22 protein-coding genes are annotated in these 23,342 nt (G+C 54.8%); 7 read left to right on the top strand and 15 right to left on the bottom strand.

What is annotated here, in order from left to right; translation table 11 throughout:
* Positions 1-2: 2 nt before the first annotated feature.
* A complete protein-coding gene (locus tag RIB44_06285; GenBank protein MEQ8616184.1) occupies positions 3-1,175 on the top strand; it encodes a C40 family peptidase in 1,173 nt (390 codons plus the stop codon).
* Positions 1,176-1,178: 3 nt separating this feature from the next.
* Here the strand turns inward: RIB44_06285 and RIB44_06280 are convergent, their stop codons facing one another.
* The 3 genes from RIB44_06280 to RIB44_06270 form a co-directional block, all read right to left on the bottom strand.
* Positions 1,179-2,354 carry a DUF819 family protein gene (locus RIB44_06280; GenBank protein MEQ8616183.1) on the bottom strand — a complete coding sequence of 392 codons (1,176 nt, stop codon included), beginning with the start codon at positions 2,352-2,354 and terminating at the stop codon, positions 1,179-1,181.
* Between the two features lie 170 nt (positions 2,355-2,524).
* Positions 2,525-4,171 (bottom strand): alpha/beta-hydrolase family protein, encoded by a 1,647-nt coding sequence (locus tag RIB44_06275; protein ID MEQ8616182.1) that lies wholly within the window; start codon positions 4,169-4,171, stop codon positions 2,525-2,527.
* 236 nt (positions 4,172-4,407) lie between these two features.
* Complete coding sequence (locus RIB44_06270) at positions 4,408-4,809, bottom strand: Lacal_2735 family protein (protein MEQ8616181.1); 402 nt, start codon at positions 4,807-4,809, stop codon at positions 4,408-4,410.
* Between the two features lie 94 nt (positions 4,810-4,903).
* Between RIB44_06270 and folE the strand changes: the two genes are divergently transcribed.
* Positions 4,904-5,581, top strand: a complete 678-nt coding sequence (gene folE, locus RIB44_06265; GenBank protein MEQ8616180.1) for a GTP cyclohydrolase I FolE — start codon at positions 4,904-4,906, stop codon at positions 5,579-5,581.
* 39 nt (positions 5,582-5,620) lie between these two features.
* Positions 5,621-6,094 (top strand): 6-carboxytetrahydropterin synthase, encoded by a 474-nt coding sequence (locus tag RIB44_06260; GenBank protein ID MEQ8616179.1) that lies wholly within the window; start codon positions 5,621-5,623, stop codon positions 6,092-6,094.
* 42 nt (positions 6,095-6,136) lie between these two features.
* Here the strand turns inward: RIB44_06260 and RIB44_06255 are convergent, their stop codons facing one another.
* The 8 genes from RIB44_06255 to rnc all read right to left on the bottom strand — a co-directional run bounded on the left by RIB44_06255 (position 6,137) and on the right by rnc (position 16,271).
* Positions 6,137-7,354 carry a glycoside hydrolase gene (locus RIB44_06255; GenBank protein ID MEQ8616178.1) on the bottom strand — a complete coding sequence of 406 codons (1,218 nt, stop codon included), beginning with the start codon at positions 7,352-7,354 and terminating at the stop codon, positions 6,137-6,139.
* A 120-nt stretch (positions 7,355-7,474) separates the two neighbouring features.
* Positions 7,475-8,782 (bottom strand): family 43 glycosylhydrolase, encoded by a 1,308-nt coding sequence (locus RIB44_06250; GenBank protein ID MEQ8616177.1) that lies wholly within the window; start codon positions 8,780-8,782, stop codon positions 7,475-7,477.
* A 191-nt stretch (positions 8,783-8,973) separates the two neighbouring features.
* A complete protein-coding gene (locus RIB44_06245; protein ID MEQ8616176.1) occupies positions 8,974-9,660 on the bottom strand; it encodes a response regulator transcription factor in 687 nt (228 codons plus the stop codon).
* Positions 9,657-11,615: a HAMP domain-containing sensor histidine kinase gene (locus tag RIB44_06240; protein MEQ8616175.1), complete on the bottom strand. Its 1,959-nt coding sequence runs from the start codon at positions 11,613-11,615 to the stop codon at positions 9,657-9,659. Before RIB44_06240 ends, RIB44_06245 begins: the two co-directional genes overlap by 4 nt.
* A 9-nt stretch (positions 11,616-11,624) precedes the next feature.
* Complete coding sequence (locus RIB44_06235; GenBank protein ID MEQ8616174.1) at positions 11,625-13,070, bottom strand: tetratricopeptide repeat protein; 1,446 nt, start codon at positions 13,068-13,070, stop codon at positions 11,625-11,627.
* A 212-nt stretch (positions 13,071-13,282) separates the two neighbouring features.
* Positions 13,283-15,019 carry a cation acetate symporter gene (locus tag RIB44_06230; GenBank protein ID MEQ8616173.1) on the bottom strand — a complete coding sequence of 579 codons (1,737 nt, stop codon included), beginning with the start codon at positions 15,017-15,019 and terminating at the stop codon, positions 13,283-13,285.
* The gene (locus RIB44_06225; GenBank protein MEQ8616172.1) at positions 15,016-15,291 is read right to left on the bottom strand and encodes a DUF485 domain-containing protein; all 276 of its coding nucleotides are present in this window, start codon (positions 15,289-15,291) and stop codon (positions 15,016-15,018) included. Before RIB44_06225 ends, RIB44_06230 begins: the two co-directional genes overlap by 4 nt.
* Positions 15,292-15,437: 146 nt before the next feature.
* Positions 15,438-16,271 (bottom strand): ribonuclease III, encoded by an 834-nt coding sequence (rnc, locus tag RIB44_06220; protein ID MEQ8616171.1) that lies wholly within the window; start codon positions 16,269-16,271, stop codon positions 15,438-15,440.
* Between the two features lie 240 nt (positions 16,272-16,511).
* Here rnc and mgtE point away from each other — a divergent pair, with 240 nt between their 5' ends.
* Positions 16,512-17,882 carry a magnesium transporter gene (mgtE, locus tag RIB44_06215; GenBank protein MEQ8616170.1) on the top strand — a complete coding sequence of 457 codons (1,371 nt, stop codon included), beginning with the start codon at positions 16,512-16,514 and terminating at the stop codon, positions 17,880-17,882.
* A gap of 53 nt (positions 17,883-17,935) precedes the next feature.
* On the opposite strand, the gene RIB44_06210 is transcribed toward mgtE, so the two are convergent.
* Positions 17,936-18,271 (bottom strand): hypothetical protein, encoded by a 336-nt coding sequence (locus RIB44_06210; protein MEQ8616169.1) that lies wholly within the window; start codon positions 18,269-18,271, stop codon positions 17,936-17,938.
* Between the two features lie 388 nt (positions 18,272-18,659).
* Between RIB44_06210 and RIB44_06205 the strand changes: the two genes are divergently transcribed.
* From RIB44_06205 to RIB44_06195, 3 genes are all read left to right on the top strand, one after another.
* Positions 18,660-19,373 carry a pyridoxine 5'-phosphate synthase gene (locus RIB44_06205; GenBank protein ID MEQ8616168.1) on the top strand — a complete coding sequence of 238 codons (714 nt, stop codon included), beginning with the start codon at positions 18,660-18,662 and terminating at the stop codon, positions 19,371-19,373.
* Positions 19,374-19,519: 146 nt separating this feature from the next.
* Positions 19,520-20,410, top strand: coding sequence for a 4-hydroxy-tetrahydrodipicolinate synthase (gene dapA, locus RIB44_06200; GenBank protein MEQ8616167.1), 891 nt, complete (start codon positions 19,520-19,522; stop codon positions 20,408-20,410).
* Positions 20,411-20,429: 19 nt separating this feature from the next.
* Entirely contained in the window at positions 20,430-20,915 is a 486-nt protein-coding gene (locus RIB44_06195) for a hypothetical protein (protein ID MEQ8616166.1), read from the top strand.
* On the opposite strand, the gene RIB44_06190 is transcribed toward RIB44_06195, so the two are convergent.
* The 3 genes from RIB44_06190 to RIB44_06180 are packed head-to-tail and all read right to left on the bottom strand — an operon-like array spanning position 20,912 to position 23,278.
* Positions 20,912-21,904, bottom strand: coding sequence for a hypothetical protein (locus RIB44_06190; protein MEQ8616165.1), 993 nt, complete (start codon positions 21,902-21,904; stop codon positions 20,912-20,914). The two genes, RIB44_06195 and RIB44_06190, sit on opposite strands and share 4 nt — an antisense overlap.
* Positions 21,901-22,542 carry a DUF447 family protein gene (locus tag RIB44_06185; protein ID MEQ8616164.1) on the bottom strand — a complete coding sequence of 214 codons (642 nt, stop codon included), beginning with the start codon at positions 22,540-22,542 and terminating at the stop codon, positions 21,901-21,903. Before RIB44_06185 ends, RIB44_06190 begins: the two co-directional genes overlap by 4 nt.
* A 52-nt stretch (positions 22,543-22,594) precedes the next feature.
* Positions 22,595-23,278: an aminodeoxychorismate/anthranilate synthase component II gene (locus RIB44_06180; GenBank protein ID MEQ8616163.1), complete on the bottom strand. Its 684-nt coding sequence runs from the start codon at positions 23,276-23,278 to the stop codon at positions 22,595-22,597.
* Between the last annotated feature and the right edge of the window lie 64 nt (positions 23,279-23,342).

Below are 23,342 nucleotides of genomic sequence, written 5' to 3'. Positions count from 1 at the left end.
CAATGCGTTCTTCGATAACACTGCTTTCCTACGCCCTCCTCGCCACAACCCTCGACGCCACCGCAACGGCCCAAACCGTGCCTGATGGGGCCCCGCCGGCTTCGTCAGGCAGGGTCGTCCGACTCGCTAAAGAGATCGAGCCTTCACTCAAGGGGGACGCCAGCCGTGTCGCTCAGTACATCGATTTTTATCGTTCGCGACTTGCCAACGATTCGCGAGTTTGTGCTTTCGAGGTAACGGGGGAAATACAGGACGAGGGTAGCTTAGTCCTCGACGGCTTCGTCGAGTTCGCGGAATCGCGCGAAGGGCTGCAGTCTTTTCTCGAAACGCTCGGCTTTGGCGAGATTGATAACCGCGTCGAAGTTCTTCCCTCTGAGAATCTGGCCAGCAAGCACTATGGCCTTGTGAAGATCGCCTCCACGATTAGCTACGACAGCCCCGAAAGGAATCAATCTGCTGGAACGACCTGCTTGCTCGGCGAGCCACTCTATCTGTTGCGAATCGTGGGAGACTACTACTTGGCACACAGCGTTGAAGGCTATTTGGGCTACATTCCCAAGACTGCCGTAACGCAACTGACGCAAGCGCAATTCGAGTCTTATGTCCAGGCTCCTGGAGTGATCCTCACTTCAAACTACACGGTCGACGCGGGGCTCGAACTTTCCGCAGGCACGAGACTTAAGCGAACAGGTGAAACGAACGAAGGCGTCGAATGCGAATTGCCTGATGGGAAGACCGTAACGCTCCCCAAAAATATCTGCAAAACTGATGAGCCACCTCGTGAAGAGATCGACCGGGCAATCGAAAACGGGGAAAAGCTGCTCGGTGTCAAATACTATTGGGGTGGCAAAACGGCCGCGGGCATCGATTGTTCAGGGCTCGTACAGATTTGCTACGCAACCATCGGAATCAACCTGCCGCGCGACTCGAATCAACAGTGTTACGTAGGCCGACTAGTCGCTACGCGTTGGCACCGTTCGCGTTTGCAGCGCGGTGATCTGCTCTATTTTCTTGGGCCCCTCGGCCGAATTCGCCATACAGCTATCTACCTGGGTGACGATCAGTTTCTGCAAGCCGAAGTACCAATCGTCACCATCAGCAGCTTTAATCCCGAAGACGACAATTACGCACCCGTACGTGACAAGAACTTCGCATTCGCTAAGCGGCTTTGGTAGCTCTCACGCAACCCACGAGCAAATCAGCGCTGTCCCGTAGGCCGCGAAGTTACCAACGGCATAGCCTAACAGTGCCATGAGAATACTGGTCGGCACGAGTCGCTCGTCGTGGTGTGATGCAACGATCGTCGCAGACGCAGCCCCACCGATATTCGCGGCACTGGCGATGGCGGCCGTGTGAATGTCGACCTTCATGAGTTTCGCCCCCAGCAGGCAGAAACCCCCGTGGATGAGAATCCAAATGGCCGCTCCCAGCAAAAAGGGTAACGCCTGCTCGGCAGCCGCTGAAAGATCGGTCTTTGCACCCATTCGAGCAACAAACAGATAAACCAGGGCCATTGCCAACTCATGACTCGCTGGCAAGTCCCGCAGGTTGGTCAGCGAAAGGCTAATCCCAATGGCTGTTATCAGCAGCACCCGCCAGGACGAGGCCGTCAAGTATGGCTCGACCGTAGGTAGCACGCCAGAAATCACGTCAGCGAGCCATGTGGCAGCAAACGCGACCGCCAGCATTGTGAGGAAATCAGGTGTTGAGGGCGTTGCTTGACTCGCCGCATGCTCGTCCACCTCGTTGGCCATCGGGAGTGAATTCATCGACTCTTCAGAGACGCCGACCCAACGGGAGAAAACGCTCGCCCAGTTCTTTGAAGCGAGCAAGATCGGCAGCCAAAAGAGATAGATCACGGAGTCGCCAATCACCGCGAGACCGACGGCAGCTCCCTCAGCCTCGATCATCTCGCTGACCGCAGCCATATTTCCGGTTCCACCAATCCAACTACCTGACAGAACGCCAAACGCTTTCCAAGCATCCGGCCCAAGCCACCCCTTTACGACCAGCAGCCCTATCGGAGCCCCTACCATGACGCCCAACGTGCCGAACAACATCACGGCGACTCCACGCCCCAGCGTCTCAACGGCTCCACGAATATCGACTTTCAGCATCAGAAGCACCAGCATCATCGGCAGCACCAACCGACTAAAGGCATCGTAGACTGGCGCGTCGTTCGGCAGAACGTTTGTGGCAGAGAAGATGACTGGAATCAAGTAAATGAAAATCAATGGCGGCAAGTAGTTGAATAGCCGCCACCTGGTACTTCGTTCCAGCCAAAAGAAAAAAGCACATATTCCAGCAAGCGTCGCAAGTATTCCAGCTTCGCTTTCAATCGTGAAGTTGCTCATAAATGGGGTAAGCGAGCTGAAAGTCAGGGTAGGCTAGCAACGAAAATCATCGCTACTAACAGTTCGTGTGAGGATTGCTCAGTCTATTATCGCAGTGGATCAAACACCAGTGGTGCGAGTGCTGAGACCCGGCTTGCAAGGCGACTAGGCATTCGAGACGCCCCAACAAACTATGGCGTAAGCAATTGCTTCAGGCGTACGCTATCCGCATCATCCCAATCTTTTGGATTAGTAATGGCTATCCAAGCGTCGAGATATTCGCTTGGTGAGTAGTTGTGTCCGTAGCCAATCGGCACACTGGTCGCCATGGGAAGATCGCAGGCGACTTGCAGGAAAGTGATGATCGGGTACCAATCCAAATAGGGTGAGACGTCCGCTCCTCGTTCCCCCACAAGCCATTCTGGTTTCTGATACAGCAAGGATGGCGAGAAGAAGATCATCGGGTCACTTGCGTGCTGAATATAGATGCAGCGAATGGAACTCCAAGACTCACTCGACGGGTCCGGCTTGGACTTCTGATTTATGAATCTCACAACCGAAGCATCTCTGAACACGGGCAGCCATGCAGGAGAATTTGGCTCTCGAGCTCGTGTCAATTGAGACCACACACGGCTCGGGAATGGTGGACCGCTCCAAAGTGCCCCTTGGATCGGGTCTTCGAATGTCGTGAGCAAATCTCCTGACGTCTCTGAACCGAGAGAACCAAGGCTGAGTCCATGCAGGTACAACTTGGGGCGGGCCTCCTTGGGTAGGTTCTTCCAGTGCTCGTACACTTCTTCAAACAGCACTTGCGCAGCTACCCGTGAACGATTCGGATCGACCATGATCGTGATCCAACTCGGCAAATAGGAGTACTGCATACTTACGATGGCTGTATCGCCCGCGTGCAAATATTCGATCGTGTCTGTGGCACCAGGGTCTAGCCAGCCCGTTCCCGTGGGGGTCGCAACAACAAGTAAAGAGCGCTCAAAAGCGCCGACCCGTTTTAACTCTTCCAAGGCAAGCTCTGCGCGTTCCTCGGGCGTGTCTCGCGACCTGAGACCAACATAAACCCGCACAGGTTGCTTAGCCGGCTTTCCCAAAAAATCGCTCAACTGCTCCTGCGTCGGCCCCTTCGAGATAAAATCCTTGCCTTGACGGCCGATAGTGTTCCAAAGAATGAGTGAATCGGTGCTTCCTGATAGAACGTTGCGTTCAGGCTGCTCAATGCCTGCATCGACTTTCGCATCAATCCGAGAGAAAACCGAATCAGCAACGCTCAACGCGGACTTGGCCAAGACTCCGTTCACAAATAAAAGCCCGAGTGCCGAGACAAGCGAAATGCCTAAAACGTTCGACACTCGGCGTGGGAAGACACGGTTGATCTTCTCGATAACGTACGCACAGCTCTTTCCGAAAAGGCGCGCGCCTCCAACCAACAGCGCCCCAAAGACGAGAGCGATCAGTAACACCGTAAACGGGTAGGCACTTTCGAGTGGTTCCATTTCCATCCGGGTACGAATCGAGTTCTGCCAGATGGTCGCCCGCCAGAGAGAAACAGACGCCAAAACCGCCGCAAAAATTGTGATAGCTCGCTTTCCGACAAGTGTCGCTTTGCCTCCGAACTCAGGAAGCTCCAGATACTTCCAGACCCAAACGAACAGACAGCCAACACCGTAGCCAACTGCCAATTCAATACCAGAAAGCAGGCCTTGCACGATATAGTTACGTGGCAACAGCGAGGGCGAGAGCGAAGCAGCAAAAAACAGGACTGCAAAAACCAGCCCAATGTAGGAGAAGGATGCTTGGTACCTAGAAAACCAATCTTTCAACTTCATGGCAGGCCCCTGAGCACATTACGCGTTTCGTTAAGCAATATGCAATGCGGTAGGAGATCTTGTGCAGCGTCGGTGACTTTCCAAAGCTCAACACAGACATCTTGCCATGAGGATAACCGATGTGTAACGCTTCAGCGACTATGATAGAAGAAAAGCAACACCCATTACTGGGAGGTTCTTCGCCCTGACTCGAAGGTTGCGACCCTGTAGAGAACATCGCGAACCGATGCATTGCGCTACGTGTCGCTCTGATTCGAGCTCATTTCTAAACCCTTGATCTGCTCCAAGACTCGATTCGCTTCGGCCATTTTCAGATCACTTGCTTTTCGATCCCTATGGCTAAGTTTGTAGGATTCATCTAAGAGAAGAGCGTATTTCTTTTCCAGTCGTTTCTTTTTGCTGCTCAATAGTCCAAACATGGGCTTCTCCTTTCCGACCATCTGAGGGTTCTGAACTGCGTTGAAACCGAAGAAATAGGCAGATAAACACCAAGATCGTTGGAATTTCTCAGAAAATCGAAAATCGGCCACCTGCAACCACATCGTCGGCGGGTAAAGGGCGATCCTCAAAATAACATCTTTATTACAGTCATCGCCAGCTACTGGCTTAATGGGGTCCGAATAGAATCGAATCGCCAAGGGTTACCAAACGTCTTGCAATACGGGTAGGGCCTCGTCCAAGGAGGACTCTGCCTCCTCATCCCTACTGCTCCCTTGCAAACCCAAGGCAAACATGAACCAGTTAATTGACGTCGACGACCATTCCGATCAGTCTGTCTCAAGCCGAACCGCGGTTCCAGTCACTCATTCTCGAAAGACTCAAAACACTACGCGTAAGGATTCAGTCGACCTGGCCGCCATTAAGACAGCCGTTCGAACAATTCTTAAAGCCGTAGGCGAAGATCCCGACCGACCAGGACTTGAAGAAACTCCCCGTCGTGTCGCCAAGATGTATGCTGAGATGTTTGAAGGCTTACGCCTCGATCCCACGCGTCATCTTCAGGTCACGTTTCCTGAGGAGTATAACGAGCTCGTCCTCGTGAGGGACATCCCGTTCACGAGCATGTGCGAGCATCACCTGTTGCCTTTCACCGGCGTCGCCCATGTTGGATACATTCCTGAAGGTAAAGTGACAGGCCTCAGCAAATTAGCCCGCGTTGTCGAGGAGGTCGCCCGCCGCCCCCAAGTTCAAGAAAGAATGACACAAACGATTGCCGAAATGATCGAGTCGGAACTCAAGACCACTGCCGTAGGTGTCGTGGTGCAGGCAGAGCATTCCTGCATGTCAATTCGCGGCATCAAGAAGCATGGTAGCTCAACGGTAACCAGTGCATTGCGTGGCACTTTCAAGACGAATCTATCAAGTCGGAGCGAGTTTCTGTCCTTCATCAACGGAAAGTCTCTCGGCTAACACGCTCACACATTCTGCTCAACTACTGAGGTCGCTCTGATGATCATCGAAAAAAGTTACAAATTTTATGCAGCGCATCGCAATGAAGAGCTACAAGACAAATGCAGCAACTTGCACGGTCACCGCTATGGATTAACTTGCCATTTCGAGGTCGAGCGGACAGGTGCACTCACAACACTGTTCGGCGATTTCGACGCGAAGATCGAGCCCTTCTTGAAGCGTGAATACGATCACGGGATGATGATCCACGTTAACGATCCGCTGTATGAGACATTGACCCAACATATGCTAAGGACGGGCGAGAAGCTCAAGCTCAAGCGATTTTCGCACCCGACGACTGTCGAAAATCTTGCTCACCTCCTATTTACGGAGATCACGGATATGGGTTTCCGTCTGCAAAAGTTGGAAGTCAAAGAGACCGATAGCTCGACGATAACCTACACGCGTGACGATTGGGTGAACGACAGTCGCTACTTTGCCAACATGAAAGTAGCAACTGCTGCAACTGAATGATCATCCCAACGAATTGGCAATAGGGCTAAACTCGCATATGCTTTACGGTTTCGAATTCTGCAAAAGTCGATTCGCCCCGCCAATCCGCTCACGCTGCTTTCGATTCAACCCTTGCTTGAAATACTGCTCAGGCCGGAGATACGCCCGGTGATGCTTCATCGCCGGGTCGTTTAGGTCGAGGCTCAGGTCGCAGTCGAAGCGGGCGAGGATGGCGTGGTTTTGGTTCCAATTTGTGTAATTGGTAAAGTGTGAGATTCCCCAGGTAATTCCACGGCCATCTTTGGTGTTGGTAAAGGCATCGGGGACAAATGGCCCCGCGGCGCCAGGCATCATTTGCACGATCGAGGCGATCTCGAAGTTCACGCCGTTCTTTGCATACTGAATCGTGTTGTGTTCGTTGCCATCACCGATCACCAAGGCAGCGATGCCTTCCTTGAATGGAAAAAGGGTCGTTTCGTGGCCAGAGTTGATCACGGGGTTTAGCGGATGTTTTTCGAAAGGGCCTAGCGGGTCGTCGGCGATCGCTAGCCCCTGCATCCGCACGAGCCGCGGATCGCCATCGCAATCCGACTTGTAATAGAGGTAGATCTTGTCTTTGTAAACCAACGGGTAAGGGTCGTGGATCGAGTACTGATCCCATTCGCCCTCCGCCCCATTGGGGATCACTATCTTGTGGGTCGGCGTCCAAGGGCCGTCGGGTGAACCAGCTACCGAAACGGCCACCGGACAATCGTCGCCACGAGTGCCGCTGGCCTCCATGAAGGCTTGGTAATAGAGATAGTACTTACCTTTCCAAACCAAGATGTCGGTTGTTGTAACCGAACGCCAACCGGGTTGTGGTTTCGGCGGACGCGGCACGGCGACGCCTTGCTCTTCCCACGTAAACCCGTCCTTGCTTGTCGCATACCAGATATCCGCCAAATCCCAATCGCTAGAGGGAATCGTTTCGGTGGAGTTCCTCGCACCTTTGGGAGAAGTTGGCGTCTCGCGGTGCGTGTACCAAACGTAGTACCTGCCATTTGCGAAGATCACCTTGGAAGGATCACGCCGAGAGATGGTGCCATCGTGATTGTTGTAGTCAAAACCCTTGAGTTGCGTGTATTTGAAGAGCGAGTACAACTCGTTGTCCTCGGGCCGGGGAGCGGAGTAGGCAGTGTAGTTCCGTTCCATTGCAGCGCTGAGGGGGCGGTTAGGTTTTTCTTTCGGTAGGACGAACGGAAAACCGCTTGAAGGCTCTTCTTCTGCTGACGTAAGTTGCATCTGCAAGATGAATAAAAGGGCCAGATACTTGGCGAAGAATTTCATAGTGGATACCAGTAAGGTTTTTTGAGAATTGAGCGGCCAGGCTAGCGACGAATAGATGTCAGCTCAAAACGTTTGCTACTCGGGGATGACGAAGTTCGGATCCGCCGCCGGCGCCCCGAGACGTTTTCTTTGCTCCTCGCTCAGTCCGAAATTGAAATAGATCTTCGGCTGGACGAAGATATCGCTCTCTTTCATTTCTGGGTCGTGAACGTCGAGACTCAGATCGCAATCAAACCGTGCGAGCATACTGTGGCTGCGGCCATCTTCACGACCAAGATTGCGAAAGTGGCACAATCCCCAAGTGATGCCACGACCGTCGTCCGTGTTCGTGAAGGCATCGGGCACGTGGGCACCCGGTGCGATCGGCATCAGGCCCGTAATGGCCTTCACCTCGAAGTTCACGCCGTCTGGTGCGTATTGAATCGTGTTGTGTTCGAGCCCGTGCCGGCTGACGATCGCGGCCAAGCCCTTGCCCCATGGAAAGAGCGAGGTTTCATGTCCCGAGTTGATAACCGGGTTCAACGGATGCTTCTTGAACGGCCCGAGAGGATCGTCCGCGATTGCCAATCCTTGGGCTCGCACCGGGGGCTGGCCCCCCATTTCGCCTTTGTAGTAGAGGTAGATTTTTCCGTTGTAAACCAACGGATAAGGGTCATGAATCACGTACTGGTCCCATGAACCGGGCGGACCGTTGGGGACGACAATCTTGTTCGAGGGTGTCCAAGGTCCGTCTGGCGAGTCGGCCACGGAAACCGAAACCGGGCAGTCGTCGCCGTTAGTAGCGCTCGACGTCCGACTGCCGGGCATCATCAAATAGGCCTGATAATACAAGTAGTACTTCCCCTTCCAGACAAGAATGTCAGGAGTCGAAACCGATCGCCAGCCGGCATTGGGCTTCTCCATCCGCTCGACGGCAACGCCCTGCTCTTCCCAGACGAATCCATCCTTGCTGGTGGCATACCATATCTCAGCCAGGTCCCAATCGCGGGAAGGGATCGTCTCCCCAGCACCGCCCTCGTAGTCCGGCGGAGTGGGCGTTTGGCGATGCGTGTACCAGACGTAGTACTTGCCGTTCACACGAATTACTTTCGTGGCATCGCGCCTCGAGACGGTTCCATCATGGCCGTGGTAGTCAAAACCTTGCAGCGGAGTGTACTTGAATCGCGTGAAGAACTCATTACGGGCGCAGTCCAGCCCGCCATAGCTACCTTCGTATACACGGTTCATCGCCCTGCTCAACGGGATGTCTGGTTTTTGCTCAGGAACCAGACCGTAGGGAAAGGCTTCTGCAGTTTCTTGCGAGTGGTCTTCACCGACAGCTTCGACTGGTTGCCACAGGAAGTGAGCCAGGGAAACAAAGAACAAAAACGAGACAAACTTCATGACGTGATCCCCTGCCGCGGATGAGAGCGAGTTGAGGCGGGCTTCTACGAAAGACGAGCCTCAATTGCATACAAAATACACTGGCGGCGGCGATAAGGGAACCGATTCGGCAGAATGCTCGGCAGAAGAGTAAAAGACTTTACTCGATGCCCAACCGAGCAACGCCGCCTACCATCTTTTCGACTCACTCTTCAACCAAGCTCGAACCGATAGCCAACATCGCGAATCGTGTGGATGAATTGCGGTCGACTGGGTTCCGGCTCGATCTTGCTGCGCAATGTAGCAACGCAGCGGTCGACGCTGCGCCCGCTGACAATCACTGCCCTGCCCCAAACACGGTCCATGATGTCGCGCCGTGTCAGCGCGCGATGACTCTGAGAGACGAAGTACTCCAGCAGCAAGTATTCTTTGCGAGTCAAAGGGACTTCTACGCCTTCTCGCGTCAGTTTCTGAGAAGTTCGGTTGAAAACCGCGTCACCGATTTCTACGCCCTCAGGCATCTCGCTTTCTTGGCGGCGAACCAATCGGTTTACGCGTGCTAGTAATTCGCGGATTCCGAACGGCTTCGTGACGTAGTCATCGGCACCCAATTCCAAGCCGCGGACGATCTCCTCCTCTTGGCCCTTGGCGGTCAGCATGATGATCGGGAAGTCGAGTTTCTCTTTGCGAACGCGTTGACAGATCTCGTAGCCGTTGAGCTTCGGGAGCATGATATCCAGCAACATCACGTCAGGAGGTTGGGCGAGCGTCTGAGCGAGACCGACAGCTCCGTCCGACGCGCTGTCAACGTCGAAGCCGGCATCGGTGAAGTTATCAGTGAGCCCTCGCAGCAAGGTCGCGTCGTCTTCGATAATCATGATCCGCTGTGTCGTGCTCATGTTATGGCCCCCGCTACTTCGCTAGCGACATCCTGTTGTTGCTTAACTTCAACCAGCGGCAGCCGAACCTCAAAGGTGCTGCCTTCGCCAAGTTGACTCTCGACGGAAACCTCGCCACCATGTGCTTCGACGATCGCATGGACAATGCTCAGGCCTAGGCCACAGCCTTCGCGAGTTCGCGAAACTTTTTGATCAACTTGATAAAAGCGGTCGAAAATACGTCGTTGGTCGCGTGCGGAGAGGCCAATTCCATGATCGCGAACGGCGACAACTGCGTTGGACCCGTCCGTCGAGGTTGCCAGGACGATCTCTTTGTCGTCTTCGCTATACTTCCAGGCGTTCTCCAGCAGATTCACGACGACCGTCACCAGCGCGTCGAAATCTGCTGAGACCATCAACGGACCAGCCAACCGAAGCGTCAACGGAGATGACAGCTCGCCGATATGTTCTTCAAAGACCTCGGCTGATTTTCTGGTTGCTTCACTCAGGTCAATCGGCTGAAAATCGAAACGCTGCTTGTTGCGTTCCATCCGGCTGAACGTGAGGAAATTCTCAATCAGTCGTGTGAGTCTGGAATTCTCTTTAGAGATCAACTCCAGATACTCGCGCGTTCGCGTGTCCCCGGTGCTTCGATCTGGCTGATCTTCCGCTTCCAAGAGCGTATCAACCAACAGCCGAATGGCTGCCAGTGGAGTCTTCAACTCGTGGGAAACGGTTGCAACCAAATCATTCTTTAATTGTGCCAATTGCAGACGACGCCGAATGGTTGCCGCCAGTAGCCACCCAAGGACGCAGGTCGTCCCAATGACAATCAGGGCGATCCATGCGTGAAAAGCTTTCTGCTGCTGAGAATTCCTTTCGAAGAGATCACCCTCAGTCGCTACGAGACTCACCCTCCAAGGACCCAATCGTTGTCCAATGGGCATACTCACTAAAGCTTGATCAGGTTCCTTGGCTGAGGTAACGACGAACTCAACTCCCTCGGGTAACGATTGCCCCTTCGCGAATGTGGCGAGTTCTCGCCTAATGGTCTCCTCACTCATCAGCAGTACAAGGCGTTTATCCTGCGACGTTTGACTCCAAATCTCTGGAAGGTTCGTTTTGCTTAGAGATCTTGAGCCCCCAGGAGAGGCACCGAGTGTCTCGGCGACTTCTGCGGCCAACTTTTCGGCAGCTTGGGTTGGCCAGTAGATCGGCTCGTCAGTAAGGGCCTGCAACTCCGCCATCAGGAAGCGTCTCTGCGAGGATGGCATCGAGACCGTTCGATAATTGCCGAGACGCTGCTCAAGCTTCTTGGCAATCTCTTTCCAGCTTGCCGACTCTCGATTAAGAATTTGCAGCAATCGCAATTCAGAGACCGCGGCCAATGACCGACCTTGTCGGTCAAACGCATTTTCTTGCTGTCGAATCGACTTTAGAACTATAGCGGCCTCATCCCGCTCGTTGAGTTTCAGGAGACAGCGAACCTCAGCCAGTTGGGCAGTAACGCGCTGCAGGACCTCTTCGTGATCTCGACTGATCTCGGCATACACCTGCCGAGCCGCCCGGTAGTTTTTGTCAACATACTCGAAGCGTTGGGCACGGTACCAACGCGGATCGGAGTCATTCGGTGATTCGTTGACTCTCGGGTTTTCATCAGGGTAAAGCAGCACGCCCTCTTGATCCCGAATCAGAACGCTGTCGCAGAACTTCTTCTCGACAATCTCTTTGAACGCGTAGCTGGGAGATCCTTTGCTCGCAAGCTTGGAGATTTCGGCGAGTCGTTCACTCCAATCCTGCTCGACATTTTTGACGACAGACTCGAGTTGCACTTGGTACGCTTCCCGAAGTCTTTGACTTGCGGCGAGCCTTTCATTCGAAACCGCCTCGCGCATCATCCACACCACTCCCAGCGACGGGACGAGAACCGTCAATAGGATTAGCAGGATTGGCCACGCGAGGCGGTCGTTGGACATATTTATTCCTTACTTGATCCTGAGACTTGCAAGTATCTTCTCGATCTCAGGCTGCAGGCGGTCGAAGTCCTCAGCATTGCTTGTGAATCTCAAGTTCACCGCCGAGGTCTCGCCGAATAGGCATACACGACGAGCTTTCTTCGCCTTGCTCCCGTCAGAGTACTCGAAAACAGCCGAGACCGCCTCGCGATCACCGACCTTGATACTTTGGATTCCCTCGCTGCTGACCGCGAAGTCCTTCGTCCGCTTTCGGTAGTTCTCGATCGATTCTTCAAGCCATGCTTCCGTCGAATCATGATCGTCTTTCACATTGTTCAACGGCCCTGCTTCGATGCGCGAGTTTAGTGAAGCTGTGGGATCAATCAGCGTCGTCTCAGGACTATCATCGTCTGGCTGTTCAGGCGTGTAGGCATACCAATCTGGCGGCAGTGTTACTGAAAAGTAAGGTCGCTTCACTTCGGTCGCCTGATTCGGCTTATAGGGCCGAACCTCTGTCAAATCTGCAACGACACCACCAGCTTCGAAGCGAACGATATAGCGATGCTCATCGTTCGAGATCCAGAAATTTTGAGCAATATCCAGCTCCAATTTGAAGCATTCGAACTCGCCCATAGGTGTCTTGATCGTTTCCACCTTAGTGACTTCCATACCGAGCGGAATTCTCGTAGCGGTCAGGATGGCACTAATCTCCATCGTCGTCTTATATCCCTCTTTAAGGGGCAAACGTCGGAATGCCAAAGCTGCTTGCTCGTTATCGTAGACGGGCTCATCGAACTCGAGCGTTACGGGCTCTTCTTTATTGATCAGATCGATCTCGACTTTGCCTTCGCTGTACTTTGCTTTGGAGTCTCCAAGCAAGGTATGTTTCCATCGGCTTTCGATAGGAGCAAAGGTTGCGTAATCTGCTAAGACATGGCTCTTGCCGGACATGCCGTTTATCGTCACGGTCTGCCAGGCGGAGCATTTCCAATACGTCTTTCCCTCTCGCTCGGTCTCAGCAACACGGAATACTTGGTGCCCGACGCCCATTCCCGTGGGGAGCTTCATCTCGTAGATCATCTCATCCCCATTGCCCCACGGGACGGGAACCAATTCAATTTGGCCAGGCTGATGACTCTTCGCCTTAGCGACCCACGCCTTGGCACTTGGAAAGTCATCAATGACAGCCTGAAAGGCCTTGGCCGCTTCTTCGCTCTTGCCTTGCTTTTCATAACAGACGCCAATTCGATACTGGGCTTCGGCTGCGGCTTCGGCGGACTTCTTTCCTTCGGCAAGAACTTTCTGATAGATGGCGATCGCTTTTTCCAAGTCGCCAACCGTTTCTTCAGTATAGATCGCCTTTTCAAGTAACTCTGTCGCAACCGCCCCGTTGGTCGGCAGCGAGATCAGAACGATCGAGAAAAAGGTCAGCAGGATCATCCCTAGGGGGCGCCTTTCTGAAGCAAAACTTTTCATTATGGTGTGCGGTAACATAATTGGTCTCCTATTGTCAGTTTGATTTGATCGCCACCAGGAAGCTAGCAACTGCTCGGGGTGCACTCACCGAGCGGTCGCCAAACAAGTCGCAAGTGTCGGCCTGCGTCCTGGGCGACATGTAAGTATCTTAGAAATGCGGTGTTACCGGCGTGTTACCCGCGGATTCCCGCCGTGTCCTATTTTCGAGAACACTAATTACCCGCTCTCTTCGGCTGTGTGAGCAGCGAAACCACGAAAAGCGTAAGGAAACCAAGCGGTATCGTCACAATCCCCGGTTGGCTGAATGGGGCTAGGGCGTCTTCGGGGGCTAAGCCGTAAACGGCTGAGTACGTGTCTGCGCTGAGGAGAATCCAAGCGAGGGAACTTGTCATGCCGACCACAACCGCGGCGATGACACCCTCCTTGGTAGTCCCTTTCCAAAAAAGCAGCATCACCAGCGACGGCAAGTTCGCGGAAGCCGCGACGCTGAACGCCCAGCCAACGAGATAGCTGACATTCAGTTTTTGAAAAAGCATGCCCAGGACGATTGCAATCACACCAACAAGGATCGAAGCGAACTTCGCGATCCGAACTTGCTCGGTTCCACTCAGCGTTCTGCTAGAGAGGCAGCCGACAAGATCATGAGCAACGGCTCCGGCAGACGCCAGGATCAAGCCACTCACAGTGCCCAGCACGGTCGTAAAAGCAATGGCCGAAATAATCGCGAACAACATTTCACTCATACTTTTCGCCAACAGTGGCGCAGCCATATTGCTATCGGTGACATCCATCGCGCCACTGGTCATCGCCCCCAAGCCAAGATAGAGCGTCAACACATAGAAGAAACCGATGCAGCCAATACCGACGATCGTACTCTTGCGAGCCGCTGCTCCGTCTTTGACCGTGTAGTATCGGATCAAAATGTGCGGCAACGACGCCGTTCCGCAAAAGAGAGCGAGCATCAACGAAAGAAAATTCAGCTTGTCGCTGAATTCCTCACCGCGAATCCCTGCAAACTTGGGATGTTCACCGGGTCGCAAGACTTTGCTGCCCGCGGTTGGCTTGGGCGTGTAGACGGTCGTCTCCGTTCCGTCCTCCGCCTTGGTCGTTTCCTTGCTCCACAGAATCACTTCACTTTCTTGCAGGGTGCTAAAGAACTCCAAAGGACCGAGCGGCCCTGTTCTTTCTTTACCTTCTGGCAGTTTGGAGATCGAACCGACCGGCGCCAGCGAACCTTGTCCCGACTCCTTACCGAAGGGTAAACCGTTCATCAGTTCGCTTCCGTCGGGATTCTTCGTCACGGTCTGAGGCTGAGGGATCTCTGGATCGACCTCGAAACCTCGCTGGAGAATCATCACGGTCAGCACGGCACTAAACACAACCAGGAGCGAGCCCTTGAGAAACTGCACCCAGGTGGTCGAAACCATCCCTGCCGTGACGACAATGAAGATCACCACCAGTCCGACGACCAGCACCCCCGCCCAGTGCGGCCACCCAAGTAGCGGCTGTACCAGGACCCCAGCGCCTACCATTTGAGGAATCAGATAAAACACACTGACCGCCAGCGTACTCACGCCGCCAACAAACTGGATTCCTTTCGAGTTGAATTTCGCATTCAGCGCGTCGGCGAAGGTGAACTTGCCAAGGCGTTTCATGGGCTCGGCAACAACGAACAAGGCAACAATCCAGCCGGCCAGATAGCCAATCGAATAGAGGAACCCATCGTAGCCGTAGAAAGCAATCATGCCGCAGATCCCTAGAAAGGAAGCGGCTGAAAGATAATCGCCCGCGAAAGCAACGCCGTTGACGAACCAAGGAATCTGCCCATGGGCAGCAAAATAGCCTTCCGACGACTTCGCTTTCCGCCCCAGATAGAAACTGAGCCCGAGCGTGACGCCAACGAAGAGCAAAAAGATTGCCAGCGCGATGGAAGAGGGTTCGTAAATCATTCTCGAGCCTCGCCTCCTTGCTGGTTCTCTTCCGCTTCCGAGGTACCCTCGGAGAAGACGTCCTCGTCTCCGCAAAGCGCTCCATAGATTAAGGCGAGCAAGAAGGCCGAGATGATGAGCCCGAAACCCGAAAGGATAGCCAAATTTACGCCAGCAAATGGAGTCCTCTCCATCGTCTCCGGTGAAAAAGCATTCACAAGAACGAAGGTGCCGTAGAGTGCAAGGTAAACGAGGAAAAGCACCATCCCTAATCGGGCATTTCTTGAATTCATTTACTTTACTCTTTAGGGACCGAGAAGCCGTTCGAAGAGGCACGCAGAAGAGAGACGAGTCCGTGGGGCTACAAACCACGTGCTCCCAATCATAGCCACTCGTGCGGGAGATGCGCAGCCGTCAAACTCAAGAATTACCGAGAGTTTTATTCTTCTTCAGGAGTATGCGGCGTTTCATCGCCACGGATTTCACAGATCGCGTTCTGCGCCGCCTTCTGCTCTGCTTCTTTCTTGCTCTGCCCCCAAGCTGGTGTGAACTGCTGTTTGCTCACGTGGGCGGCGATTTGGAAACACTTGGCGTGATCAGGCCCCTTCTCGTCAAGCAGTTCATAAACGGGTGTCACGCCATGTTCGCGTTGGGCATGTTGTTGGAGCAGCGACTTGAAATTGCCGCCAAACTCCGTAGAGACCGTCGCTTCAATCTTGTTCTCAATACGCCGCAAGATGAACTCACGAGCCGGTTCCGGCCCTCCATCCAAATAAATCGCCGCGACGAGCGACTCAAATACCGCAGCCAAAACCGACTTGGGGACTTGTGGGTCAGAGGCCATGCCTTTGCCCAAGATGAGGAACTGATCGAGCCCCATCTCTTCGCTAAGCAACGCGCAAGTTTCTCGACTGACGACCACCGATTTTACTTTCGTCAGTTCCCCCTCTGAGTATTCTGGAAAGAGGTGGAACAAACGCTCGCAAACAACGGCCCCTAGAATGGCGTCCCCAAGGAACTCCATTCGCTCGTTCGACGCAAGACGATGCGAGACTCCGGAAGCATGCGTGAGCGCAGCGCTGAGTAGGCTGATGTCGTGGAACGTGTAGCCGATGGCTTCCTGGCAACCAGCGAAGTCGGTTCGCGTTTCGGTCGAATCCAAAAAGTCTGAGGCCAAACTGGCAGCGTCAGTCGTCGCGGACTCAGCGGAGGCGAGCTCAGAAGCGGAGACGGGTCCAGACGTAGCGGGCTCAGTCGAGGAGCGAGTACTCATAGTTGGCTCGGTACGGAAGCCATGCTGGGGCAGAGAACAAAGACACAACGATGAGCGTGTGCCGACGTTGCTGCCGCAGCAGAGCCTTCGCAAAAAGTAATTCGAGTGAAGTCAAGCGAGAAGAGAGTCTGACCTCAAGATAAGCGAGGCTCCCTTCCCTAGGTGCGTTGCTTTAAGCTAATTTGCGGTCACGAATATGTCAACATAAGTACAGAGACAGCTTGCCACCGATACCCCGAAATGATCAACACCCTCTACCTCCCCGAACTTCGCGAAATGCTTGCAGAGCAAGACTCTGAGGGCCTGCGCGAGTTCTGCACGGCCCTGCATCCGGCTCGGACAGCAGAGTTCATGGAGGGGCTTGAGCCCCAAGAGTCGTGGCAGGTTCTCCAAGCGGCTGATGTAGCCACGCGTGTCGACCTTTTCTCCTACCTCCCCGAGCAGCTCCAAGTCGAAATCCTCGAGACGGTCGATCCCCAGCAAGCTAGCGACCTGATCGCCAGCATGGCTCACGACGACCGGGTGGACGTTCTTAAGGAGGTTGAGGACGACTCGGTCGAAGCCATTCTTCCGCTGCTGCCAACCGAAGAGCGCCGCGATATCCAGCGGCTGATTCAGCATCCCGAGGGAACTGCGGGTGCGGTGATGACGAGCGACATGGCTCGCCTGCCAGAATCGCTCACCGTACGCGAGGCTCTCGACGAAGTTGCACGCCAAGCGGCTGATCACGAGACGATTTACTACATTTATATTGTCGACGATGAGAACCACCTTCGGGGCTTGGTCTCCGCGAGACAGTTGGTTACCCATCTGGGTCGCCCTGACACAAAGATCAGTGATCTCATGGAGCGTGACCTGCTCACCGTGACCGACACCGACGATCAAGAAACGGTCGCCGCGAAAGTCGCTGACTACGACTTTCTTGCGATTCCCGTGGTCGACAATGAACAACACCTAGTCGGCATCATCACGCACGATGATGTGATCGACGTTCTTCGCGAAGAAGCGGAAGAGGATGCCTATCTCGCCGGTGCGGTCGATCCGCTGGACGAGACTTATCTCGAAACGCCCTGGTACACACTCGCCTGGAAACGGGGAGTGTGGCTCACTGTGCTGTTTATCGCAGCCATGCTCACAGCCGCGGCGCTGAAGGAGTATGAAGTCGAGTTGGAGAAGGTGACCTGGCTGGTGCTCTTCATACCGCTGATCATTTCCAGCGGAGGTAACAGCGGTACCCAATCGACAACGCTCGTCATCCGCGCACTGACGAATAAAGACATCACCCCGAGCGATTGGCTGAAGGTAGTACGCAGAGAAATCGTGACCGGGCTCTGCCTCGGCGGCTTTTTAGCTCTGCTCGGGTTTGTCGTCGTTCGCGTATTGCAACCCGACCTGACATCTCAGCAAGCGCTGGTGGTTCCGATCACGCTTTTGTCCGTCGTGATTTGCGGGACCATCGTTGGTTCGCTGCTCCCGTTGATGTTCCGACGTCTCGGTTTAGACGAAGCGCTGATGAGCAGCCCCTTCCTCACCGGAATCATCGACATCGCCGGGATCGTCATCTACATGAGCCTTGCAATGCTTATGCTCGAAGAACTCGGCGGAGGATAACCCCCATTTCGCCGCGGTGCTCGCACCGCGCTACGGGGCTTAGCCGCAAGCGATCAAACATCCAACGCCTGCTGCCCAATATACATCTGCAGCACTTGGCTCTGCACCTTAATGGCCCGGATGAGCACCCAGATCTGGTCCTGAGAGAATGCTTCAGGGTCCGAGTTCGCAAGATCCTCAAGTTCTTGCGTCATAGCAGCATGCTGATCGGTCGAGGCCTGCAGCTTCAAGCCGGTTTCGTTCCAAGCCTCAGCCAGCGTTTCAGGGGTTTCCAGTGCATCGAGATCATCGCGACTATTGCTTAGCAATAGGCATAGCCGGGCGACTTCCTGAGGCGAGGCCTCGGGTTGCAGGGTTTGAATTCGACTCGCTAATGTTTGGCAGTCCATGGTGGTTTCTTCCCTCTCTAAATTCTTCAGAATAGATCAGATGAAAAGGTCGTAACGCAGTGGGATGCGTCTGGGCTGGTCGCGTTACGGCTTGGGGAGAAGCTGCCTGACGTGGCTGGAAGGTCGAGGGAATCACGTCATGCTATGGAAGTGTAGCTCACAGTTCTGCGCATGCTGCCACGTTGAGAACTTGCGACAAATTGATAGTAGAAGCGATATTTCCAATCGTAGCGATTAGCCACTGACAGAGTCCCCCACGCTGACCACGGAGCTGAGGAGTCGATCGAAACCACTTTCTGTGAGCGAACTTTCCTACTAGTCTGGGGGTCTACTTAAGAGACGAACCCCTCGCCCCCAACTCCAGAATCTCCAGCCCCTTACCGCTCAAATGCCTCAACTCGGCGTTAACATCGATCACGTGGCCACGGTCCGTCAGGCCCGCCAGACCAATGAGCCCGACCCCGTCTGGGCGGCTTCTCTCGCGGAACTCGGCGGTGCCGATGGCATCACGCTACATCTCCGCGAAGACCGTCGCCATATTCAGGATCGCGACCTTCACCTATTGAGGCAGACGGTCGCGGTAAAACTGAATCTCGAGCTGGCCTGCGAGGACGACGTCGTCGAAATCGCGTGTCAGACGCGCCCCTACCAGGCAACCTTGGTTCCAGAACGCCGGGAGGAAGTCACCACCGAGGGGGGGCTCGATGTGGCGGGACAGAAGGAACGAGTCGGCGAGGTAGTCAAACGATTGCAAAATGCAGGGATTGTCGTCAGCCTTTTTCTAGACCCCGACCCGAAGCAAATCGAAGCCGGCAAAGATCTTGGAGTCGAGGCCGTCGAGCTTCACACGGGAGCCTACGCGGAAGCGACAGCCAATCACGCTGGCGAGAAGGAACTCGCGCAACTCGCCGAAGCGGGCCGGCAAATCATCGAGAGCGGCCTCATCCTGCACGCGGGCCATGGCCTTAATTACCGCAACGTGAAACCGATCGCTGCTCTTGAAAACATGTGCGAGCTAAACATTGGCCACAGCATCATCGCCCGTGCAATCATGGTCGGCTTGGAACAAGCCGTCCGCGACATGAAACAGCTCATAAGCTAAACGCGCTCGACTCTACGGTCCTCTCTAGCCCGCGAGCTACGCCTCGCACGGCGCGACGCCATGAACTCCCCAATTGAACAACTCTCTAAAGCGTCTATCATACTCGCTACGAAACGCAGCGAACCTAAAGCAACCAACAGGAATAACTGATGGCCACCAAAGGCACCGACTTCGCAGGACTCTCCGTCGCCCTCGTTACCCCTCTGAAAGATGGCGAGGTCGATTACGAACTCTTCAAGCAGCAGATCGACTTCCAAATCGAGGCCGGCACCAACTGCCTGTGCCCCGTCGGCACCACCGGTGAGTCGCCGACCCTTACTCACGAGGAGCATGAGAAGGTTATTGCCTTCGTCTGCGAGCATGCCAACGGTCGCATCAAAGTCATGCCGGGCACCGGTTCCAACAGTACCGCTGAGGCATTGCGCCTGACCAAGTTCGCGGAGAAAGCCGGGGCGGATGCCGCCCTGCAAGTGGCCCCTTATTACAATAAGCCGACGCAGGAAGGCTTTTACCAGCACTTCAAGGTTTTGGCCGAAGAAACGGGCCTACCACAGTGCGTCTACAACATCCCTGGCCGCACGGGCAAGAATATCGAACCCGAAACGATCATTCGCCTCGCGGAGCTAGAGAACATTGCGATCGTTAAGGAAGCGACCGGCTCGCTAGATCAAGCCTCCTCGATTCTCGCCTCGACGAACCTTACCGTTCTTAGTGGCGACGACAGTCTTACTCTGCCATTGATGTCCGTGGGCGCTGAGGGCGTGATCTCTGTTGTCGGGAATATCGTCCCACAAGACATGATCGCACTCGTCAAAGCCGCCAGCGAAGGTGACTACACGAAGGCTAGAGCTTCGCACACAAAGTTATTTCCACTCTGCCGTGACATGCTCGGCCTTTCAACGAATCCCATTCCTGTGAAAGCGGCGATGGAAATGCTGGGCCGTGACAGCGGCGAACTTCTTCTGCCGATGACGCCACTCAGCGAAGAACAAAGAGCTTCTCTCAAACAAACGCTCATCAATTACGGTCTGCTTTGAACCCACCACACGGTCTGTTTTGAACAACGAAGAACTGATCGCGTACCATGAAGCGGGGCACGCTTTCATGGCGACACGACTCGGTGCAAGAGTCACAAGCATCACCATCCGGCCCGATTGGGATGACGGCCCAGAGCGGTACGGGGACGCGGAGATCCTCTGGCGGACTAGCGAGTTCACCTCGCGGGAGTTTGCCGAGCGGCAAGTCCTCGTCGCACTGGCTGGTCCCGCAGCAGAAATGATCTACCGTGGGGAACCACTTCACCCCGGCTTCGTTGCCGAATGGGCTGAGGACTGGCGGCAAGCCTGGAAAGCGGCCGCAGAGCTTATGCCTGACGGGCGTCGCCGCGTCAGGTATCTCGAACAAGCTGCCAGCAGCCTGTTCACGACGTTCAGCGACGACCACTGCTGGTCCGCCATCGCCGCGATCGTCGATGCCTTACTGGCTCACGAACGGCTGGAAAGCGAAGAAGTCACCGCAATCGTCGATCAATGGTGCCCCTAGCCACAACCGAGCTTCCGCCCACGGTTGTCTGCTTCTGTAACACGTAGAGCTGCATCCGTAAATTCGGGCAGAGCTTCAATCCTCTCAACGACTTCGCCCGCCGCCTTCGCGCTCTCAGCAAAAGCAAACAGCGTCGGCCCCCACGAAGACTGCCCGACACCCTTCACTCCCAAGCTACGGAGCTTCTCAACAGCCAAGGCTAACTCCCGCGTCGCATAAGCGCCGCCTTGCACGTCGGAAAAACACTCCCCTGCCCTGCGACCATACGCGTAGACTCCCTCGCTAAACATGTCGAAATCACTCGCTTTCGCAGCGGGCAAGATCTGCTCTGCCGCCAACTCCCAAAGCCTGGCCGTGGTCGCTTCAGCGACCCGGGGCACTTTTTCGAAGGCCTGTTGCTCGGCTAAGCCATGAATGGCCTTCTTTGTTGGTAAGGTAATGAGGACGACGCGCCAGTCCTCGGGAACCTCAGCTCGCTCTACGAATTCACCAAGTTCATTCTGATCGACAAACCCATTCTCGAAAATCAGCCCGCCACGCTCAAAACCATACGCCCCGACAGCGCTGCGATTTCCTCGCCCAGTGATCTTCGCCAAAGCATCTGCAGCGGGATCGGCAACCCCACCCGCTCGATACACGACAGCCGAAGTACAGAGCGCCAATTGCGTTCCCAATCCAAGCCCCACATGCTGAGCCGGCGCATCAAGCACGCGGATGACGAAGCAATCCTCGAAGCCCAAATGGGTTGCCGTCAACTGCGCATACTCAAGTGCCCGTTCAGCATGCGGCCCTTTGGCTAACCATTTTTTGGACAGTTCGACTTCCACTGAAACTTGCGGGTCGGAGATCATCATCCCCAGGCCACCGAAACTACGCTCGCCGGGTTGGTCGGCACGAAACCGAAGTAGTCCGAAGTGCAGCCGACTAGGCGAACTCACGCGGACCGGCTTGGTCGGCTTTCCTTCCAGCAGATCATCGCCAGCATTCACGACGCCACCAACTGAGAATCGAAATGCTGCCCAAGCGTCTCCAGTGCTCGCAGATCTTTCTTGTCGCCTGTCTTCACCACAACGGGAGAGAGTCTTTCGACGGCTGAGCGAATCTCCTCTGCGGGCAAAAACTTGATTCGGGTCGCCATGATCGCCAGTTCCAGAATCGCGGAAGACGCCCGGTTAAAGCCGAAGTGCTCCCTCAGGGTTCCCTTCTCAGCAACTTTCGCATAGACGTGATGCATCTCACTGCGATCATCGAGTCCAACGACCTCAAAGCTAAACCAACGGCACGCCTGCGTAAGAATCATCCCCTCAAAGCCGGAAGCCTTTCGCATGTTCGGCAGTTTCTGAAGCTTCCCAACTGCGGCCATAGCTACTAACGAAGCATCATCGGTCACGTGCAGAATCCCTCGCCCCGTTCGCTTCATGTTCTCCAGCGTCGTCGAGGGAGCGTAGGGACGAAAGTGCAACCACTCAGTTCCCCCAGTGCCGAGCTGACGATCGACAATCGGCCCCATGGGGGAAAGATTTGTCGTGCCGTCCGGATTGAGCGTTGTCACAAGCCCTTCCAGGATGCGTCCATTCGCACCAAGAGCAGGCAGTCCGTCAGGTGGTTCACGCGGATAATCAGTCATGCAGTGAATTCTACCACCCGCAACTAACTCATCGAACCATACAAATGGCCAGTCAAAAAGTAATCGGTCCACCCGGCGCTACACCCAAGCCTTCTGGTTCTTCTAACGGCGGCGGCGTTCGATTTTCAGCGGTTGCTAATTCACTGACGCTAACATCGACCTCGGTGCCGGCAAGCTGCAAGAAGTTTGCGAGCAATCGGAACCCGTGGGACGTAAGGACGGCCTCAGGATGGAATTGCAAACCAACTACCGGAAGCTCGCGGTGAGCGAGAGCCATGATCGCCTGATCGTCCGTACTTCGCGCTGTGACCACAAGCTCCGCCGGCAGCGACTCCTCTTCGACGATCAGCGAATGGTAACGACATACGGACAACGACGCGGGCACCCCCGCAAATACTGCGTGCCCGTCGTGCTCAATCTCAGAAGTCCGGCCATGCCGAGGCTCATCCGCACGAACCACCTGACCACCGAACGCCGCGGCAATGGTCTGGTGGCCGAGGCAGATTCCCAGCATGGGTACTTGGCGATGCAAAGCCTCCACCACCTCCAGCGAGCAACCCGCTTCGTTTGGGGTGCATGGACCGGGAGAAAGCACGATCGCCGCTGGCTTCATCGCCCTTATCTCATCGACGCCAAGCTCATCATTCCTTACCACGCGCGTTTCCTGCCCTAGCAACTGGAAGTAGCGGGCTAGGTTATGCACGAAGCTATCGTAGTTGTCGATCAGTAGGATCATGCTTGAACTTGGGTGCATTTTCGACTCAGATGAATCATAGAGCGTAACACTTACGCCCCAAAAC

This window comes from Lacipirellulaceae bacterium (assembly GCA_040218535.1).
Classification (GTDB): Bacteria; Planctomycetota; Planctomycetia; order Pirellulales; family Lacipirellulaceae; genus Adhaeretor.
This window is presented reverse-complemented; position numbering and strand designations above follow the sequence as displayed.

Bases quoted from the DNA above. Each gene is read 5' to 3' on its own strand.
- RIB44_06285 (MEQ8616184.1), top strand. From the start codon at position 3: ATGCGTTCTTCGATAACACTGCTTTCCTACGCCCTCCTCGCCACAACC.
- RIB44_06280 (MEQ8616183.1), bottom strand. From the start codon at position 2,354: ATGAGCAACTTCACGATTGAAAGCGAAGCTGGAATACTTGCGACGCTT.
- RIB44_06275 (MEQ8616182.1), bottom strand. From the start codon at position 4,171: ATGAAGTTGAAAGATTGGTTTTCTAGGTACCAAGCATCCTTCTCCTAC.
- folE (MEQ8616180.1), top strand. From the start codon at position 4,904: ATGAACCAGTTAATTGACGTCGACGACCATTCCGATCAGTCTGTCTCA.
- RIB44_06260 (MEQ8616179.1), top strand. From the start codon at position 5,621: ATGATCATCGAAAAAAGTTACAAATTTTATGCAGCGCATCGCAATGAA.
- RIB44_06255 (MEQ8616178.1), bottom strand. From the start codon at position 7,354: ATGCAACTTACGTCAGCAGAAGAAGAGCCTTCAAGCGGTTTTCCGTTC.
- RIB44_06250 (MEQ8616177.1), bottom strand. From the start codon at position 8,782: ATGAAGTTTGTCTCGTTTTTGTTCTTTGTTTCCCTGGCTCACTTCCTG.
- RIB44_06245 (MEQ8616176.1), bottom strand. From the start codon at position 9,660: ATGAGCACGACACAGCGGATCATGATTATCGAAGACGACGCGACCTTG.
- RIB44_06240 (MEQ8616175.1), bottom strand. From the start codon at position 11,615: ATGTCCAACGACCGCCTCGCGTGGCCAATCCTGCTAATCCTATTGACG.
- RIB44_06235 (MEQ8616174.1), bottom strand. From the start codon at position 13,070: ATGAAAAGTTTTGCTTCAGAAAGGCGCCCCCTAGGGATGATCCTGCTG.
- RIB44_06230 (MEQ8616173.1), bottom strand. From the start codon at position 15,019: ATGATTTACGAACCCTCTTCCATCGCGCTGGCAATCTTTTTGCTCTTC.
- RIB44_06225 (MEQ8616172.1), bottom strand. From the start codon at position 15,291: ATGAATTCAAGAAATGCCCGATTAGGGATGGTGCTTTTCCTCGTTTAC.
- rnc (MEQ8616171.1), bottom strand. From the start codon at position 16,271: ATGAGTACTCGCTCCTCGACTGAGCCCGCTACGTCTGGACCCGTCTCC.
- mgtE (MEQ8616170.1), top strand. From the start codon at position 16,512: ATGATCAACACCCTCTACCTCCCCGAACTTCGCGAAATGCTTGCAGAG.
- RIB44_06210 (MEQ8616169.1), bottom strand. From the start codon at position 18,271: ATGGACTGCCAAACATTAGCGAGTCGAATTCAAACCCTGCAACCCGAG.
- RIB44_06205 (MEQ8616168.1), top strand. From the start codon at position 18,660: ATGCCTCAACTCGGCGTTAACATCGATCACGTGGCCACGGTCCGTCAG.
- RIB44_06185 (MEQ8616164.1), bottom strand. From the start codon at position 22,542: ATGACTGATTATCCGCGTGAACCACCTGACGGACTGCCTGCTCTTGGT.
- RIB44_06180 (MEQ8616163.1), bottom strand. From the start codon at position 23,278: ATGATCCTACTGATCGACAACTACGATAGCTTCGTGCATAACCTAGCC.